17 protein-coding genes are annotated in these 18,820 nt (G+C 41.2%); 9 read left to right on the forward strand and 8 right to left on the reverse strand.

The annotated features are described in order from the left end of the window. The coding region (locus QXS89_06280; protein MEM3831784.1) for a beta-propeller domain-containing protein at positions 1-511 on the forward strand (511 nt) is incomplete at its 5' end. Positions 512-599: 88 nt separating this feature from the next. Here the strand turns inward: QXS89_06280 and QXS89_06285 are convergent. Further along, positions 600-1,001 carry a hypothetical protein gene (locus QXS89_06285; protein ID MEM3831785.1) on the reverse strand — a complete coding sequence of 134 codons (402 nt, stop codon included), beginning with the start codon at positions 999-1,001 and terminating at the stop codon, positions 600-602. A gap of 41 nt (positions 1,002-1,042) precedes the next feature. Between QXS89_06285 and QXS89_06290 the strand changes: the two genes are divergently transcribed. Continuing rightward, positions 1,043-1,825 carry a DUF72 domain-containing protein gene (locus tag QXS89_06290; GenBank protein ID MEM3831786.1) on the forward strand — a complete coding sequence of 261 codons (783 nt, stop codon included), beginning with the start codon at positions 1,043-1,045 and terminating at the stop codon, positions 1,823-1,825. A 1-nt stretch (position 1,826) separates the two neighbouring features. On the opposite strand, the gene QXS89_06295 is transcribed toward QXS89_06290, so the two are convergent. Continuing rightward, positions 1,827-3,332, reverse strand: coding sequence for an aldehyde dehydrogenase family protein (locus QXS89_06295; GenBank protein MEM3831787.1), 1,506 nt, complete (start codon positions 3,330-3,332; stop codon positions 1,827-1,829). A gap of 175 nt (positions 3,333-3,507) precedes the next feature. On the opposite strand from QXS89_06295, the gene QXS89_06300 reads away from it, so the two are divergent. Further along, positions 3,508-4,755, forward strand: a complete 1,248-nt coding sequence (locus tag QXS89_06300) for an aspartate aminotransferase family protein (protein ID MEM3831788.1) — start codon at positions 3,508-3,510, stop codon at positions 4,753-4,755. 6 nt (positions 4,756-4,761) lie between these two features. On the opposite strand, the gene QXS89_06305 is transcribed toward QXS89_06300, so the two are convergent. The 5 genes from QXS89_06305 to QXS89_06325 form a co-directional block, all read right to left on the reverse strand. Beyond that, complete coding sequence (locus tag QXS89_06305) at positions 4,762-5,229, reverse strand: Lrp/AsnC family transcriptional regulator (protein ID MEM3831789.1); 468 nt, start codon at positions 5,227-5,229, stop codon at positions 4,762-4,764. 102 nt (positions 5,230-5,331) lie between these two features. Further along, positions 5,332-6,786 carry an MFS transporter gene (locus QXS89_06310; protein MEM3831790.1) on the reverse strand — a complete coding sequence of 485 codons (1,455 nt, stop codon included), beginning with the start codon at positions 6,784-6,786 and terminating at the stop codon, positions 5,332-5,334. A 163-nt stretch (positions 6,787-6,949) separates the two neighbouring features. Beyond that, positions 6,950-9,019 (reverse strand): hypothetical protein, encoded by a 2,070-nt coding sequence (locus QXS89_06315; GenBank protein ID MEM3831791.1) that lies wholly within the window; start codon positions 9,017-9,019, stop codon positions 6,950-6,952. Further along, positions 8,989-10,080 carry a signal peptidase I gene (locus QXS89_06320; protein MEM3831792.1) on the reverse strand — a complete coding sequence of 364 codons (1,092 nt, stop codon included), beginning with the start codon at positions 10,078-10,080 and terminating at the stop codon, positions 8,989-8,991. Before QXS89_06320 ends, QXS89_06315 begins: the two co-directional genes overlap by 31 nt. Positions 10,081-10,092: 12 nt before the next feature. Then, positions 10,093-10,674, reverse strand: coding sequence for a hypothetical protein (locus QXS89_06325; protein ID MEM3831793.1), 582 nt, complete (start codon positions 10,672-10,674; stop codon positions 10,093-10,095). Positions 10,675-10,915: 241 nt separating this feature from the next. Here QXS89_06325 and QXS89_06330 point away from each other — a divergent pair, with 241 nt between their 5' ends. Then, positions 10,916-11,548 carry a mechanosensitive ion channel gene (locus QXS89_06330; protein ID MEM3831794.1) on the forward strand — a complete coding sequence of 211 codons (633 nt, stop codon included), beginning with the start codon at positions 10,916-10,918 and terminating at the stop codon, positions 11,546-11,548. A 159-nt stretch (positions 11,549-11,707) separates the two neighbouring features. Here the strand turns inward: QXS89_06330 and QXS89_06335 are convergent, their stop codons facing one another. Beyond that, complete coding sequence (locus tag QXS89_06335) at positions 11,708-12,718, reverse strand: hypothetical protein (protein MEM3831795.1); 1,011 nt, start codon at positions 12,716-12,718, stop codon at positions 11,708-11,710. A 123-nt stretch (positions 12,719-12,841) separates the two neighbouring features. Between QXS89_06335 and QXS89_06340 the strand changes: the two genes are divergently transcribed. The 5 genes from QXS89_06340 to QXS89_06360 all read left to right on the forward strand — a co-directional run bounded on the left by QXS89_06340 (position 12,842) and on the right by QXS89_06360 (position 18,815). Next, positions 12,842-14,245 carry an IMP dehydrogenase gene (locus tag QXS89_06340; GenBank protein MEM3831796.1) on the forward strand — a complete coding sequence of 468 codons (1,404 nt, stop codon included), beginning with the start codon at positions 12,842-12,844 and terminating at the stop codon, positions 14,243-14,245. A 3-nt stretch (positions 14,246-14,248) separates the two neighbouring features. Further along, entirely contained in the window at positions 14,249-14,713 is a 465-nt protein-coding gene (locus QXS89_06345; protein MEM3831797.1) for an LEA type 2 family protein, read from the forward strand. Positions 14,714-14,842: 129 nt separating this feature from the next. Next, the gene (locus QXS89_06350) at positions 14,843-15,886 is read left to right on the forward strand and encodes a DNA double-strand break repair nuclease NurA (GenBank protein MEM3831798.1); all 1,044 of its coding nucleotides are present in this window, start codon (positions 14,843-14,845) and stop codon (positions 15,884-15,886) included. Next, positions 15,883-17,589 (forward strand): ATP-binding protein, encoded by a 1,707-nt coding sequence (locus QXS89_06355; protein ID MEM3831799.1) that lies wholly within the window; start codon positions 15,883-15,885, stop codon positions 17,587-17,589. The genes QXS89_06350 and QXS89_06355 overlap by 4 nt, the downstream gene beginning before the upstream one ends. After that, positions 17,586-18,815 (forward strand): exonuclease SbcCD subunit D, encoded by a 1,230-nt coding sequence (locus tag QXS89_06360; protein ID MEM3831800.1) that lies wholly within the window; start codon positions 17,586-17,588, stop codon positions 18,813-18,815. Before QXS89_06355 ends, QXS89_06360 begins: the two co-directional genes overlap by 4 nt. The last annotated feature ends 5 nt before the right edge of the window (positions 18,816-18,820 follow it).

Consider the following 18,820-nt stretch of genomic DNA (forward strand, 5'->3'; position numbering starts at 1 on the left):
CACCTTCAGACAGATAGACCCTCTATTCGCTATAGACATCTCAGATCCTAGAAACCCACGTGTTCTAGGATTCCTCAAGATACCTGGCTTCAGCGAGTATCTCCACCCCTTATCTGAGGGCATGCTGCTGGGTGTAGGTCTTGAGAATTCTAGTCTTAAGATATCACTCTTCAACGTGACAGATCCTTCTAGCATGAATGAGATTTCAAAGATCATAATCCGCTCAGCAAAATCTATCGCGCTCGAGGATCATCATGCTGTCACAGTTTACCCAGAGAGAATGCTTATCATGATCCCTGTCTCGAGTTATGATACTTTCTATAGGTCTCTCGGAGCTCTTGTGATAAGCTATAGAGATCATGTGCTGAAAGTCGATGCGATACTTTCTCACGAGAATTGCTTGAGAGCGATCTATGTAGGAGAAGAGATCTTCACAATATCTCAGGATCTTGTGAAGATATTCGATATAAATAGCTATAGAGAGACAGGTGTAATAGTTCTCGAGAGATGAACTCTTAATCCGGTCTCAGGATTTTTTAGAGCAAAGGGGTTTAAACCCGTATAACCACCTAGATCCTCTCATGATTCGGTGTTATCTGCTAGAGATTTTGAGAGAATAGATCTATAATTCTCATAGCCTCTTCAAGTGTTTTAACACATCTTCTAGCATTGAGAATATTATAGCTTTCAAGACTTGAATCCACTACATAGACCACGCCCTCAGGCATTAGAGATGTTATCTTAAGAAATAATCTCATAAGATCTATGTAGTCGCCGACTTCTGAGGCATCACCTCCTCTAGGAAGAATTGTTCTAGTTGAGAAGCATATCCCCTCAGAACCTGACTCGAGATCTATTGTCATGCCTCCGGCGAGGATAATCCTCATATTATCTCCATGAGCTTCATATCTGAAACCTCTTAGTCTAATATGATCACTGAGTTTCTGAAGCCAGGAGCTTTCACCACCTTCGTGAACATCTATGAATTCTTCTCCCTCCATTTTAGAGCATCCGATGATTGATAGTAGAGGTCTGAATATATATGATTTTACCTAGAGAGATCTTGGAAGATCTAAAGAGTTTTATAGAATTAGAGGAGTATATCTTCAATGAGAGTATGAAATCTAGGATCTATGTTGGAACCTCGGGATGGCTTTATAGTTGGAATATAGGTGGGTCTCTAGATTGGTATGCTAGAGAATCTGGTTTAAATGCTGTAGAGCTTAACGCTTCTTTCTACAGATATCCTACCCCTAATCAGATCTCTTCGTGGAAGGCTAGAGGTAGAGGTATCAGGTGGTCTGTTAAGATTCATAGGATTATATCACATGTGTACAGGCTTTCTCAGAGATCTTATGAGAGCTGGAGGAGGTTCTCAGATCTTTTTAATCCTATGAGAGATCTTATCGATTTCTATCTTCTCCAACTACCCCCATCATATATTCTGAAAGATGAGAATATAGAGAGGCTGAGAAGTTTTATCAAGAACTCAGGTGCTGATTCTCAGATCGCTGTGGAATTCAGGCATAGATCCTGGTTCGAGAGAGATCCAGATGAACTATGCGGAGAAATGAGAGGAGCTGTGATAGTCTCCGTAGATTCTCCACAGGCATCATGGTTTGCATGCTGTAGAGGGTATCTATATCTAAGACTTCATGGTAGGAGTAGCTGGTATCTCTATGAATATTCTTCGGATGAGCTCAGCGAGATAGCGAGAAGAATAAGAGATCTGAATCCTGAGAATATCTATATATTCTTTAACAATGATCACTGGATGCTTGAGAATGCTAGAACAATGAAGAGAATTCTAGAGAGAATTTTCTAGCCTACCACCATCTCTGTATGATCACCTTTCTATCCGTGAAGAAATCTATAGCATCAACCTGTCCGTGAAGTACTCCGAAGAAGCTTTTCTTTCTAGCTGGAAATGGGAAGAATTGATCTGGTTGTGCTACTGCTACGTTAATCCCTATATTTCCCGCGTTAATTCTTCTAGCAAACTCTCTAGCGTACTTACCACTTGAGGTGAATATAACTCCTGTATTTCCATACCTTCTAGAATTAGCTATCTCGATAGCCTCCTCAAAATTCTCAGCTCTTACAACAGGCATTATAGGACCGAAGATCTCTTCATGAGCAAGTTCTGAATCTGGTGTTGTCTCGATAACGCTAGGTCCTAGATAGAATCCATTCTCATAATCCTTAGAAGGCTTGAAATCTCTTCCATCAATAAGGATTCTAAAACCTTTAGACTCAGCTCTTTCAATAAAACCTACAACCCTCTCCCTAGCTTTATGAGATATGAGAGGACCCATTTCAGTTTCTTCTTTCATCTGATAATCAACTCTAATTCTCCTAACTCTCTCCAAGATCTTTGGTATGAATCTCTCGTAGGCATCTCCAACAGCTATTAGAAGACCTGGTGCAAGACATCTCTGACCAGCCATGTCGAAGAAGCCTCCTACTATGTTCTCTATAGACTGTTCTCCAACAGCATCTGGCATTAGAACTACAGGATTCTTAGCACTGGTCTGGCATAGAGCTCTCTTCCCGTGAGCTGCTGCTTCCGAGTATATCTTCTCACCTACAGCTGTTGATCCTACGAATGCTACTCCTACAACGTCTTTATGCTGTATAATGGCTCTGGCTGTGGAGCCGTCTCCACTAACTATGTTTACAACACCTTCGGGATAGCCTGCTTCTCTGAATAATCTTGCGAAAATTATTAGAGGAGTAGGATCCAGCTCACTTGGTTTCACAACAACTGTGTTTCCGAGAGTCACAGCCCATGGAATGAACCACATAGGAATCATTATTGGGAAGTTGAATGGTGTTATTATTCCGAAGACTCCTAGAGGTTCTCTTACAACCTCCATATCTATCTCAGGTTCTGTTCTCGCTATATTCATGATCTTTCTGTTCATGGCGAAGAGATGTGGTGATGCTAGTGCTGAGTCTATTGCTTGAACAGCTCTGAAGATCTCGCCTCTAGCTTCTCTCAAGGTCTTGCCAACACTCTGAGAGAGGAGTCTAGCTAGAAATTCTCTTCTCTCTTCAACAACTATCTTAAGTCTTATGAGATACTGAAGTCTGTCGTATATAGGTGTTCTACTCCATTTTTCAAAAGCTCTCTGAGCTGATTCTACTGCTCTTTCAACATCTCTACTGCTTGAGATAGGTATTCTAGCTATAACTCTTCCAACACCTGGATCGTATGAATCCAGATATTTATCTGTGTCTGCCTCTACATACTTATTATCGATATAATTAGGAATCTCGCCATACATCTCGAGAATTCTATCTAGAGAGTCAAAAGATATCAGGGTTTCCACCTCAGATCACATGTGTTCAGACGGATATTAAAACTTCCCGGGTAAAATGATATATTGTTTAGAAGATCTGGGAAGCGATTTATATTCTGTATAAAAGAACTTCAACGAGGGATATCCCATAGATCTTTCTAGAGATAAGATTATTGAGGAAGCTCACAAGTATCTGATACTGAATATAGTTGATGAAGTCGCTCCAGTAGTTGTTTCTGAGGCTAGAGGTTGTATCATTAGAGATGTTAGCGGGAGAGAGTATATAGATGCATTCTCAGGAATCTCAGTCATGAACGTGGGATATGGTAGAGAAGAGATAATTCAGGCTGTATATGATCAGATTAGAAGATACTCTCATATAGCATCATACTACTACTATGATCCAGTATTGGTAGAGCTGGCGAAAAAACTCTCAGAGATCATGCCTTCACAAAGACTTAGAAAAACCTTCTTCGGAAATAGCGGTGCTGAAGCTAATGAGTGTGCTCTGAAGCTTGCTAGAAAGTATACTAGAAGACATGAGATAATAGCATTAGCACCATCATTTCATGGAAGAACTCTGGGAACTCTAAGTGTCACGGGGCAGGGAGGTAGGAAGAAGGGTTTCGGACCTCTGATACCGGGGGTGATATTCGTTCCAGCTCCCTACTGCTATAGAGCTCCTTTCAAGTATTCAGATGAGGAAGAATGTGGATTGATATATGCTGAGATTGCTAGAAGTATTATTAGAGAAGCTTCTACATCTCAGATCTCTGCATTCATAGTAGAACCAGTCTTAGGAGAGCCGGGTATAATACCTCTGCCTCGGAATTATCTGAAGATATTTAAAGAAGAGATCTTAGATAGATATGGTGGAGTTCTGATCGTAGATGAGGTTCAAACAGGTTTTGGGAGAACTGGGAAGATGTTTGGTGTGGAGTATTATAATGTTGAACCTGATATAGTTACCACTGCTAAAGCTCTTGGAGGAGGTCTTCCTATAGGTGCTTGCACAACTAGAGATGAGATTGCCTCATCCTTCGAACCAGGAGATCATTTCTCAACATTCGGAGGAAATCCTGTTTCTGCAGCTGCAGCTTTGAAGAATATTGAGATTATCCTCAGAGAAGAACTTCACAAGAAATCTCTTGAGAAGGGTGGTTATCTTATGAAGAGATTGAATGAGATCAGAGAGAAACACAGGATCATAGGAGATATCAGAGGTGTCGGTCTTATGATAGGAATCGAACTTGTTAGAGATGAGAGAAAGACACCGGCTGCTGAGGAGAGTAGAAGGATTAAGAAGCTAATGCTCGAAGAAGGAGTTTTAGTAGGAGTTGGAGGAGTCTATGGTAATGTAGTAAGGATACAACCTCCTCTCATAATCTCATACGATGAACTGGATCTAATAGTGGAAGCTCTTGATAGAAGTCTTAGCAGGCTGAGTCTATAGAGCTTCTCATATTGAGAGCACAGGATCTTCCTTATATGTTTTTACAACGACAAGAGTTGATGTTCTCTCTATATATGGAGATCTGATCATCTCAGTCAGTATCTTCATAAAATCCTCTCTAGAAGGACTTTTTGCTGTGACTACGAAATCAATATCTCCTAGAACGAAGTATACTCCCTGAACATATGGTAGTGAGGAGAGCATGTAGCCTATCTGATCATGATAATCTCTTCCATATCTTCCTCTCACGAGTGTTATTGTCACATATTCGAAGCCTAATAGCTCGTGATTTAGAAGAGCTCTATATCCTCTTATAATTCCAGAGCTTTCAAGCTTCTTAAGTCTGTAGTGTGCTGTGGCTTTTGGGAGATCTAGTTTTTTCGAGATTTCTCTGAGAGAGGCTCTAGGATTCTCCTGTAGTATTCTAAGTAGTTTTAGATCTATCTCGTCTAAGAATTTAGATCCTCTTCTCATGAACATCCCATGAGAGATTATCCTAGAAATACTTATATGCTGGTAGAATAGAGTTAGAGCTGAAGCTCTCCAGCATAGTATTATTACTCTCAGATCACTCCCTTAGATTTTCCTACTTCTACGCACACTCTCAGATCTGAGAATACTGAAGGGTACAGCCATAATCATTACAAGAGCTTGTATTAGGAAGGAGTGTTTTATAGCTAGAGAAAGCTCTCTTATCTCATAACCTATATTAGAATTCGATGCTACATAGCCTAGTGTTATGAGTTGAGATGCTTCTCTATAGGGTATCAGAGTTGTTATAGCTAGAACAGCTATGTTCAGACTTATCATGAATCCTATGTTGAAGGAGAGAGTTCTTATAGATGATGCCACACCTCTTCTCTCAGGAGGTACACAACTCATTATAGATGCTGTGTTTGGAGATACGAAGAGTCCTGTTCCTACGCCGAATAATATCTCTCCAATAATCAGATCTCTGAGAGAATTCATGAATGAGAGTATTAGAAGAGCTGCAGAGCTTGTTATCAGTCCTGCTACTGTGACCTTCACGAAACCTATTCTATCTGAGAGAAATCCTCCTACTACTCCGAATACTAGAAATGCCAGTTCATATGGTGTTATGAGAAGTCCTGTTATAGAGGGGTCGTAGCCCATCACACTCTGAAGATATACTGCTAGGAGTGTGAGACTTGCTCCGAAGCCTATTGAGTAGAGTAGTTGTGCTATGATTCCTCCTGTGAATTGTTTTATTCTGAAAATCCTTAGATCTAGTGCTGGAGAAAATGTTCTAAGCTCGATCACTACGAACATTATGAGGAGAGCTACAGAGATTGTTATGAGGATAGAAGGATACTCTCCATAGCCATATCCAAGTAGTGTTAAGCCTACTAGGAGTATAGTGATTGAAGTTGTGAAAGTTAGAAACCCAGTCCAGTCGATTCTCTCTCTTTCAATAGGTTTGTAAACATCTTCTAATCTTAGATAGCTCCAGATCAGAGCTACAAGGCCTATGGGAACCTGAATTAGAAAGATCCATCTCCAGCCCATGTAATCTATTATAAAACCACTGAGGGTAAGTCCTGCTAAAGCTCCCAATCTCCATGTGACCTGATTAATCCCAAGCCATCTTCCAAGTATCCCTGGTGGTATGTTATCTGTTAGGATAGTCACCGAGAGATTCATTAGAAAAGCTCCTCCAATTCCTTGAAGTATTCTTGATAGTATGAGTGCTAGTGGTGTAGGTGACAGTCCTGAGAGAAGAGATCCTATTGTGAATACTAGTATTCCGAGATTGAATAATCTAACTCTTCCAAATAGATCTGCTAGTCTTCCAACAACCAACTGGATGAAGGTGGATCCAAGCATGTAGCCCTGTATAATCCACACCATCTCCCAGATGTTAGCGTTAATATCATAAGATATAGTAGGCATTCCAACTACTGCAAGTCTCGCCGCGAATCCCGTAAGAAAATTCACAAGTGTTGTGACAGATATAACAAGAAGAATCCTACCTCTATCATAGGATAGCATCTGTTCTTCATCTTTTTTCAACGTGCTAAACCAATAGAGGTGACAAGCCATACACTCTTAAAAGCTTTTCACGATCTCTTCTTCTCCAGGTATATTCTTTTAGAGAAAAAGAATCTTCCTCCACAGAATATTATATTGATGAGAGAATGAGAAGCTTCTAAACCTCCACCAGAAAGACTGCAGGCTAGGATGAGAGACTGATAAAAATCGGGTAGTAGACACAAACACCAGCACTTCCGGGTAGGGTGCAGAGCTCGAGTTTCAGTGTAAGTGTTGCAGTCTGACCTGTTGTTGTAAAGTATCCGCTGACAGATATACTGTTGCCCGATCCCAGGTTCAGCTGTATCACGTTCGTAGAGCTCGTGATAAGCGAGCCATTTCTTATAGTAATATTCGTGGAGCTTCCAACACCCTCAAGCCATATGTCTAGGTTTAGAGTGGTTGGAGCTTGCAAGGATTCTATTATCAGCCTGGCGTAGAGTGTTTGGGATGTGTTTATACTTAGAACTCTCGATGTAGTTGTAAGCTGAGAAGCTCCGGAGATTTTCAGTGCTAGACTGGCACTGGTCTTGTTAGCTCCAAGGCTCACAGTGATCGGAGCTGTAGAGAGATTATACGTGTCTCCACCTAGAATAGCATCAGTGGCTGGCACTGTGAGAATACCACAGAGATATGAATCAGGGTATCTGACTACTATCCTCCCATCAAAGCCCGTGCCCACAACAATATCATTCACCACACCAAGAGTGAAAGATGATGCTGGAGCTTTTGTCGTGTTAACGAGGCTCCCTAGATTATCCCACACCTCAACACTCATACCTGTGTAGAAGCTTGTGAAGTATACCGTTCTAGGATCTACAGTGGATATTATGAATTCATCAAAGTATGCTGCTACATTGTCAACCTCAACTCCGATATATGCCGGGGTGAACACGTTGGCACTGGTTATAGTTGCTGAAACACTGGTAACATAGCTTCCGCTTGCACTATAGAGATATGCTGTTATAGTAATAGTGGTTCCCGCTACCGAGTAGTTCACTACAATAGTGTACCAGCTAGTCTGACTGTAGCCGGGTATGGAGACGCTAGCATGAATACGCCATCCACTGACTACCACATTATAGCTCCATATCTGTAGGTATCCAGTTGTGTATATTTCTACCGTGTACATTCTATTTATCCCTGAGTTCATCATTGAAATACCGTACCAGCCTGATCCCGAAACCCATCTTGTCTTCACCGCCACCCAATTATTACCTGATACAGGAGTGTTGTAGTAATAGTGAGAAGCGACTCCGAGACCTCCATCGTTATCTGTTCCCTGTAACACATTTCCTTTAGCTCCTGCTACACCGCTAACACTACTCCAAGTTCCTCCGCTACTAGCCCACCCGGTTAGTGGGTAGGTTTCGAAGTCTGTGTATGTGAGTGCTCCTCTGCTTACTCTATTCAATGCTGTGCAGGTGTAGTTATATGGTGGGGTTTCTAGAGTTGCTGTAGGTGGGCTGGGTGCTATGGTTAGGGTGGCTGGGTTGTATACGAATACTGATGCTAGTACTGGGAGTACTAGTATTATGAGTGTTGCGAGAGACATCTTATTTCTGAAACTCGTGGATCTAGGCTTTTCAATATTAGAAGGCTTGTTCTCAGCGATCTTTCTAGATACTATTATGAGAGAGGTGAAAGAGGTTGTAAAGGCTATTATTATGAGTATTAGCTGTATCCAGTTGCTTCCACCTATTCTGAGAATGCTTGTCTCTTCTATTCTAACTCCTTCAAAAGCTACAACACCTGCCAGAGTGCTGAAGCTCTTCTCATCTCCTATCAGATTACTGAATCCTCCTACATCGAGAGAGACAGCTCTATAGATGTATCCATTGAATAATCCGTAGAGCATGATCAAACCCATAGACACTCCATATGATAGTCCTAGAGCTAGAAGAGGTTTTCTCTTGAATAGAACCGCAGATGCTATTGAGATAACGAGCAGAGATGCTGAAGATAGTGCGAAGATGAGAGAAACATGTCTTATATAATCTGTGTGAGGCATTGAAATAGGCTGATTATTATAACTATAATACAGCTTGTAATCCGTGACTGAGTAGTACCCGTAGACATATCCATGGAAGTAGTATATCGGGAGGATCACTAGAAGAAGATAGATTAGAGATGCTATCACACCAATCAAGCTGGATACAAGAATAAGCAGTCGAGCGATTCTATCTAGCCTATCCTCACCGGTATTCCAATCCATCTTAGAACACCTTGGTTGAACCAGGATATATAGGCGTACGCGTACTCGGCTTTCTCAGGCAGCTGGATCAAAGCTTGTGAAAAGCCTTCTATCGTGAGACTCTCATTAATCCAAATCCAAGCCCCGTCTAGATAGTATCTGATAGATATGTTAACCGTTATAGGAAAGCAATTAAGATTTCTAACAAGAATCACCCCATCTTCCGAGCTTATCTCTGGATCTACTCCGCCTACGAGAAGATCGTATCCTCCCTCAAGCCTGATATTACCATTGAAAACAGCTCTCACTTCTATATGTAGTGGTTTTCTCTCTTCAAAAGCTTTCTTAAGAAGCATAGGATCTGGTTTTACAATGATCTCTCTATCGAGTATGCTGACTATATCCGCTTGTGTAGAGTTTATACCTACACTAGCATTAGCGATCGATAGAGCTGTCGTGTAGCGAATACTCAGAGAACATGAAGCCTGATCCAGGTATACACCCGCTAGATCTACAAGAGGGAGTTGTGGGGGGGATAGCGCGATCGCTCCAGGAACTACTATGTATACTGATAGTAGCAGAATTATTGCGAGAGCGAGAGAGATAACATATGAGAAGCCTATAACAGGTATTCTAGCAATACCATAGAGAGAATAAACAATGACAGCCACTAGCAGGGGTATCCAGATCTCTCTAGGTATCGACAGGATCACTCTTCCTCTAACCATTGAAAGCTCTATAGGACTGTCAGTCTGATTAGCATTATCTCCTTTAGTGATCAGCATAATTCTATCTCCATTACTCATGTTCACTCTCACGAGATCTATGATCCTGTGAACAATACAGTGGCTAGGAGTGACGCAGTATAAAATCACATCTCCAACACTATAATTACCACACGAGTAAAGAACAAGATCACCTACTCTGAGAGAAGGCTCCATACTATTAGAAGCCACGATAGAGAGACCAACAAGATCAAGATATCCAAATCTAGAGAGAAGAGTAAGAACAACCAGAGCAAGAAATACGAGAAGAAATATATCGAAGATTAAAAAGAGAATTCTTTTAAAAAGGAAACTCATTAGATGCCCTCGCTACCTTCCAGCACTAGGATTAGCAGGTGGTGTCTCGCTAGATGGTGTGAAAACCAGCTTGGCTGTTACACTATATGATGCTCCATTGATGTTCGTGCCTTCAGGTATTTTCACGTAGAAGTCTAACTCCCACTTACTACCAGCTGGTAGAGAGCCTATAGATATAGGCGTGTTAGTCGATGGACTAGTTATATCGATTGCTTTAACTAGTGTATTTCCGGAGTATACGAAGAGCTTGACCACACTACCTGCAGGTAGATTATTGCTGACGCTGGTGAATACTATGTAGACGTTATATGCCTTACTATCATAGTTCACTACTAGGGTCACATTCTTATAGTAATTCTCTTGATATGTGGGATGTATAGTGATAGATGCTGAAGTACTATTAGCACCAATAGTCACACTTATTGTATTACCCTGTCCTATATCAGGCTGACCAGCATTACTTCCAGGCTGAAAGACTACAGATGGTGGTGTAGGAGTTGCTGTGACTGTGAGTGGGTAGTAGACGAATACACTTGCGAATACTACTACTGTTAGTGCTAGTATTATTCCGAGTGATATTATCTCTCTTCTCATTTCTGCATACCTTCTCTATTCTACCAAAGAGGTATTTAAATAATAGGTCTTTGGCTACTATATGAGATCCTACTATGATTAATGAGATTCTACCAGATCTCGCGGAGGTCTTCGATATGTATGTGGTCTCAATGTTATCAGGTCTGATTCTAACATCTTCTGATAATGATTCGAATGCTTCTCATGAGGTGTAGGGCTGTGAATTTTAAGCAGGTATAAGCAGGATCTCATGGGGTCGCATATGAGTATTCAGGCTCAAGAGAGTATGGATAGTAGAGAGATTGTTAGAAGAGCTTCACTAGCTATGACTAGAACGGTAGTGATAGTAGTCGTGTATGTAGCTGTTTCTGCTTTGGTGAAATTCGTTGTAGAAGATCTTCTGCTGAAAACATTAGGAGTAGATATAACAGGATATCAAGTGTACATCCAGATCCTGCTAGCACTTGCCTTCGGCTATCTTATTGTCAATAGTATTGCATGGTTCTTCTACTGGTCTACAAGATCTAGGTATGGACATCCTACCGCTGCTGCTATCAGGAATATAATCAGGATCATAGGTATGGGAGCTCTGCTCTCAGCAATAGCCGGCGGTGTAGCTGGCGGTGCTGCCGGAGTTGCTCTAGGCGGCTTCCTAGGTATTGTCATAGGCTTTGCATCTCAGCAGGTGCTTGGTCAGGCTGTTGCAGGGCTTTTCCTGCTGATAGCAAGACCTTTTAGAGTAGGTGATAACGTTATAATAGCTGGTGAAGAAGGTGTTGTTGAAGATATTGCCACCATGTTTACCATAGTTAGGAAAGCTGATGGTGTGACTGTGCTTATACCTAATAGCTCGATTATTGGTGGGAAGATATATCTGAAACCTGGAAAACAATAGAGAAGATCACAAGCTTTTTTTACATATCTAAAGATCTGAGATCTGAAGATTTACCGTAGGATATCTAGAAGAATTCTAAGCAAACCTAAGTAAGCAACACAGACAACCACATCAGATAATTCAGGTAGAATAATAAAAATGAAGAGACGAAGCTGAGAATTAATAGATAGAGATTGTGTGAGAAGGTGTTATAATATCTTTCATCGTAAGAAGTCCTGGAGATGCTCTAAGCATCTTGGGTATCGTGTTCACTATCATAGAAGCTGTAGCTATATCTCCATGAACTCCGGGACTGCTTCTCCATCTAATGCTAGGTTCTCCCTCTATATAGATCTCATCATAATCTTCACGACCTACGGATGCATATAGATCTAATTCTATGAAGATTTTATCATTCATAAATCCTCTACCCCATCCATGGATTCCTGCAACTCTCCCGGGTTGTATCTTGAAGTATTCTGTCTCCATATATCTTTCAGCAAGAATTGGTTCCTGACCTTCTTCAACCTTTGATATCCTTACACCGAGAAACTCTCCTAGGAGAAGTATTGACTCAGCATAGCCTACGTGAGCTGTGTACTCTCCTCTTCTCATACCTTCTCTGAACTCCTCCACAGATAGTGAAAGTCCATACTTCTTCTGGAACGAGTATCTTCTCTTCCCAGCATCAATAGATCTCACGATAGAAATCTTCTTAACCTCAGCATGAACCGAGGATAGGACTGCTGGGAGAGTATCAAATATGAAGCCCGGGTTAACACCCGTGCCCAAGACTCTGAGCCCTCTACTTCTAGCCATGCTATCGATAAGCTTTGATAGCTCAGGATACCTGTACCATGGGTATGCAAGGGTTTCTGCTGTTGATATAACGTTAGATCCTGCATCAAGAGATCTGACTATCTGAGGATAGATTCTATCTAGATAGGTTCCTGTAGACTGGATCACAACATCAGCTTTAGCTCTTCTAAGAAATTCGAGAGCTTCAGAATCGCTAACCACAGAAGCCCCGATCCTTCCCACACCAGAGACCTCGCCAACGTCTCTCCCGATCTTATTAGGATCCACTTCCACACCTCCCACGATCTCGTAGAAGTTCTTTCTAAGAAGATACCTCACTATCAAACTACCTACCGGGCCTAACCCGTAGACTACTACACGGATTCTATCGATTTAAATCACCAAGCTATATTAGATAGGCATATTTATATATGCATGATTATGATCTCTACTCGTAAAACTAGTAGAATCCTTAAAAACGCTGTTGCCAACTATTGTATGAGTAGGTTGTAAACTTTGTTCAGAGAAAAACTCTCTTCATCTGTTTACGCGACCTCTTTCGAGGAAGTCTATCTAGCTCCTGGAATGGCTTCTCTAGAGCCTTCTGAGATTGATCTCAGTACTTTCTTCAGTAGAAACACTAGGATACTCATACCAATATCATCATCACCTATGGATACGGTCACCGAAGAGGAGATGGCTATAGCACTAGCTCTTCTAGGAGGTATCGGTGTTGTTCATAGAAATATTCCTGTGGAGAGACAGGTTGAGATTGTTAGAAGAGTTAAAAGTGCTCCTCTTATAAGAACCAGATCCTTATTCATATCGAGTATGGATACATGCTATAGAGCTCTAGAGATCATGAGATCAATGTTTCTCAGAGATATACCCGTCGTAGATGATGGAAGAGTTGTAGGTCATATTCGATACTCTGATGCTATCGAGAGCTGCAGAGGTTTTGAAACTCTGGTTGGAAAACTTATGAAGCCTCCGAAATCTATTGAGATCACGAGGCTTAATGATGCTAGAAGAGATCTTATTAGAGGAGAGAGTGATACTATAGCAGTAATCTCGAGAGAAGGCTTCTACCTGGGAACTCTAGTCTTTCAAGATCTCTTCGAAGATTACACACCTGCTATCGGAAGAGATGGAGGTCTTGTCGTAGGAGCTGCTATATCTCCATTTGATTTCAACAGAGTTAAAGCTTTAGATCCTATAACTGATGTTCTAGTATCTGATGTTGCTCACGCTCACAATATTAATGTTCTAAAGCATCTTAGCAAAATCTCTAGAGAAACCTCATCAGATCTTGTTGTAGGAAATATAGCGAGTTATCAAGCTGTTAGAGATGCTGTAGAATATATCGAGAGAATCGATGGATTTAGAGTAGGGTTAGGAGGAGGATCTATATGCATAACACCTGAGGTTTCAGGAGCTTACATGCCTACGTTATATGCTGTAGCTAGTGTTAGAGATGCTGTAGAGGATATGAACCTTAGAATTCCCGTGATAGCTGATGGAGGGATCAGATCTTCTGCAGATATTGTGAGAGCTCTAGCAGCAGGAGCTAGTAGCGTTATGCTGGGAAGTCTTCTCGCGGGAACAGATGAAGCTTCAGCACCTCTGATATCTCTCGAGGGAGAGCTGTACAAGCCTTACAGAGGTATGGCTAGTAAAAGTGCTATGGAGAGGAGATTCGCTGTAGATAGATATGCAAGGGTTTCTAAGAGAGTTGCAGAAGGTATCGAAGTAGTGATACCATACAAAGGATCTGTGTACAAGATTGTAAGAGATCTAGTGGAAGGTGTTAGAGCAGGACTTGGATATGCGGGAGCTTCTAGTATAAGAGATCTTTGGGAGAAAGCTGTGTTTATAAGAACGAGATCTAGAGATCCTAGAGGTTCTTCGAAGCAGGTGTAGTTATTGAATAAACTATATCTAGCTTTTGCTCTCTCAATTCTCATAGCTCTAGGAGTATTCGGATACATGTTTTCTGAGTGGTTCTTTGCTAGAGAAAGTCTTAGAAGACTTGATGTGAGAGTAGAACGTATCATGATCTCAGGGATCTCTCCAACCTCCATAGATCTTGAGATATACTTCACCATCACCAATAAAGGAGATTCGGATGTTTCAATAGATGGAATCTCTTATGAAATGTTTATAGGAAACAGATCTATAGGATCTGGAAATTATTCTAAGAGCGAATCAATACCTCCCAATAGCGAGATAACAATAAGATCTCTTCTAAGAGTAGGTTTAAAAACTCTGGAGCAGACTCTTATAGATGTTATCTTGAGTGGAAATCTCTCATCGAGAATCCTAGTACACATCTACAAAGACACTCCATTAGGTGTTGTGAGAATCGTTAGAGAAGTCACATATCCATAAGCTGGCTGCAAAAGATCTAATAGTATTACCTTTGAGATCTCGATCCTAGTATATCATCTAAGCACATCCCTGATCTTCTCAGGATATTATTAATTTCGCTCAAAACACAATATAATATATTCGGATATCATGTCAACACCAGACCTTACAGAAGCTGTTGAAAGATTAAGAGAAGAGGTTTTAAAGAACTTTGAGAGATTTGGAGATCTGAGGTTTGAAGGAGATATAGAATGGTATGAGTATAGATCTGAGAAGAGCTCGCCTGTGATAGGAGTTGATTCATCTTATTACTCTAGGATATACAAGTACATATATCTATATATAATTAGAGGAGTTTCCATACCAAGATCCATAGATAGAGATCTGAGCAGATGTATTCAGAGCAGTAGTTTTGGAGATGCTCATTTCATAGCATCACCAGCTACCGAGGAGAGCTCTAGAAAAACTCCTCCACCGATTAAAGAGCTTAAGAAGATACTATCACATAGAACAAGAGATCTAGAAGTAGAGATTGGTGAGAGATCATATGAGTGTGTAAAGAGAGAGTATGTAGGAGAAGAACCTCTAGTGATGATGGACGGGTCTGCGAGAAGCTTTCTCCCATATAGATTCAAGGGAGCTGGTAGAATTGTTGCAGAAGCTCTAGGGCTTGAGAAGAGCTGGGAGAATAGGCTTAAAACTATTGACAAGCTCTCTGAGAGTATGAGCATAGTATTCATATCAAAGACTCAGAGTAGAACATATTATTCGGAGAAGTTAAAACCATATCTAGAGAGAGATGGTAGCAAGATAGAGATTCTGGTTCCAGACGTGATTTTAATAGATTCTTATCTGAGTAGAAGAGGTGTTTTTAGAAATGGTGTGAGAACACCTGGTTTTTCAGAACCTGTTTTATATGAGAATAGAGATCCTCATAGAAGGATCACTCTATTCTATGCTGTGTTTCAGAAGGGTGGTGGAATGTATCAGATCAGTCTTCTAGGAGATCATACCAGAGAACTGGAGGAGATAAGATCTCTATACGAGAAGATTAGATTCTGGAGTTTAAACGGGTATCCAGAGCCTTTGAGAGAAGCACACCACACATCTGTACTCAGATACAGAGATGTCACCAAGCTGCTTTACGTAAGCGGTCTATACATAGAGAGTGGGAGAGAGGCGCTTGAGATATGAGTGAGAAGAAGATAAATGAGAAGGCTACGCCCATAGGAATTATATCATCTTCTAGAACTCCTACAATTGCAGAGATGATTGCTTTATCACCTGTTCCCATAGGATCCTATGTCTATACCAGATTTCAGGTGAGAGAGAGAATCAGGGGAGAGGATCTTCTCAGAGATGTTGAGGTTATAGGTATTGTGACAAACGCCTCCTACCAGCCTGCAGTGCCTATGAGTATTCTATCTCTAGCTAGGGAGGATGTGAGAGAAACCGCTTCTAGGACTAGTAGATTCAACTACTCTCCCATGAATATATATGTGATTGCTGATGTGAGCGGGGGAGAAGCTACAGTACCGGTATACCCTATACCTCCGGGAGCGGAGGTATACCTTGCACATGATATAGATCCGAATCCTCTGGAGAGGGTTTACAAGAGATCGAGAAGTGAAGCAGGTCTTATAAGGATAGGCTCTCTAGCCAGGTTTAGAGATGTCGAGATCGCTGTAGACGTGAACAAGCTTTACAAGCATCTACTGATAGCTGGTGCAACAGGTTCTGGTAAGAGTAATGCGGTGGCAGTTCTCATAGACAGGATCTCAAGACTTGGAGCTCCTATAATAGTATTCGATGTTCATGGTGAGTACACCAGCTTGAGACTCGAGGATCATAGAACTATTGAGGTTGTCAGAGCACAGATAAATCCTCTAGAGATTGATAAGAGCGTTCTCGTGAGACTTATAATACCAGAGCCAGCTGCTACAAAGCAGAGAAGAGTTTTTAGAAAAGCATTCAGAGAAGTTTATAAAGAGATTAAAGAGAAAGCGAGAAAACTGAATCTCAGTCTTCCAATGGCTGTTGAAGCCTTGTTCAGATCTCAGCAGGAAGGTTTGAAGGAAGTTGCTGAGGATCTTTTTGAAGAGAGAGGAAGCGATCCAGATAAGCTGGATGCTGTGGAGAAATTCCACGTGCTCATGGTAGATAAGATTAGGAAGACAGGTGTAGGCTCTAGCATGGGAAAGGTGGTATCAGATGTCGAGGATAAATATGTTGATTTTATATTCTCAACACCTATACTCAGCTTTGATGCTGTGAATCCTCTCAACAGGATTTCTCCCGGGAAGATTATAGTTTATGATGTCTCAGATCTAACAGATTATCAGAAGGCATGGATTCTGAGAATGCTAGCTGAAGAGCTTTTAGACCTTCTAAAGAGAAGATATAGAGAGGAAGGTTTTAGAAGTAGAATACCACCAATAGTTCTAGTTATAGAGGAGGCACCTCTATTCATATCTAAGGAATCCGATAGATTCGCTAAGGAGAGTATTAAGAAGATTGCTAGAGAAGGTAGGAAGTTCGGAGGAATCCTGGTAGTGGTCAGTCAAAGACCTAGAGTTCTAGATCCAGACATATCATCACAGATCCAGAACTATCTATTTCTAAAACTTGTTCAGGAGGAGGATATTGCCAGCGTCATGAACATAGCTGATAATCTTGAGGAGAGTCTTGCAAGAACTCTCACATCACTGCCAACAGGCTGGGGTATTCTCATGGGTGAGTGGGTCGGTAGATTTCCAGCGCTAGTAGCTGTAGACAAGCATGAGGGTAAGACTGCTGGAGCATCTCCAGATCTTGTTGCTGAGTGGAGGGAGTATAGAGAGTGGGAGGAGAGAGGGAGTCTAGCTCCTTCAGAGTTTCCGGGTGATGGTGTTCTATGAAGCTTGTTCATGTTTCAGACACTCATCTTGGGCATAGAAGATGGGGGCTTCCTGAGAGGGAGATAGATCTTTATGATTCTTTTTCCGAGGTTGTCGATATAGCTATTAGAGAAGGTGCCGAGATTATCCTGCATGGAGGAGATATGTTTGACAGACCTGACCCTCCTCCTCAGACCTATATACGTGTCTATAGAGAGCTTTCAAGACTCAGAGATCATGGGATTTCATTCTTCGTGGTAGCTGGGAATCATGATCTTCCTAGTACTATGAAGAGCTCTCCTCTAGAGTTCTTCGGATCTATAGGTCTTATGAATGTTCTCTCAATAAATACTGATGGGTCTAGAACTTTCACAAGCAGAGAAGGTTTTGAAGTTGAGATCCTAGGATATTCTAAGAGGGTTTCCAACCGCTTCTTCGAGGGAGGGTATGCTCAGAAGAATGATCTGAGGAGAGATATTATTAGGATAGCTCTCGTACACTCGCTCACATGCGATCCATTTAAGACCTTCTATGGATGGAGCGATAATATATGTAGAGAGAGAGGTTTGAGAAGTCTCTCAGACCTAGGTGAGAGAGCTGGCATGTTCAGATACATAGCTCTAGGAGATTTTCACATGCCTTGGGAGGGGAGGATTAGATCTACTCCGGCTTGCTATCCCGGATCTATTGAAGCTCTTGATAGAGGTGAGGCTTTTAATGATGCTGGAGAGTTTATAGAGAGAAGTATCTATGTAGTTAAAATAGATCCTGATGGAGTTGATCTCAGGAGGGTGAAGCTTGAGAGAACAAGACGCTGGATCTATATTGAAGGCTCTGATTATAAGGATCTGATAAGTAAAATCAGATCTATTCAATGGAGTGCTTTTAAAAAACCTCCTATAGCTGTATTCCTTCTAAAGAAAACCCCCACCACTCTAGAGAGAGAGTCTGTGACTAGAGAGCTTAACGCTCTAATCGAGTCTAAAAAGATCTTTAGATATGATCTTATTGTGGAAGAGAGTTCTCGAGAAGGTACTCGCATAATAGCTTCCTCAGGATCTTCTGAATCTATAGAAGTTCCTAGCATTGAGAATGTTCTCAAAGATATATTAAAAGATCATGAGCTTGCAGATCTTCTCAGCAGATTTATAGATGAGAATATAGGTGGAAAAGATCTTCTTAACACTCTTATTAGCAGAAGAGATCTTCTAGATAAGCTTTATAATATGATCAAGGATCTCAGGTGATCATA

The sequence above is a fragment of the Sulfolobales archaeon genome (assembly GCA_038881635.1).
Classification (GTDB): Archaea; Thermoproteota; Thermoprotei_A; order Sulfolobales; family AG1; genus WYEN01.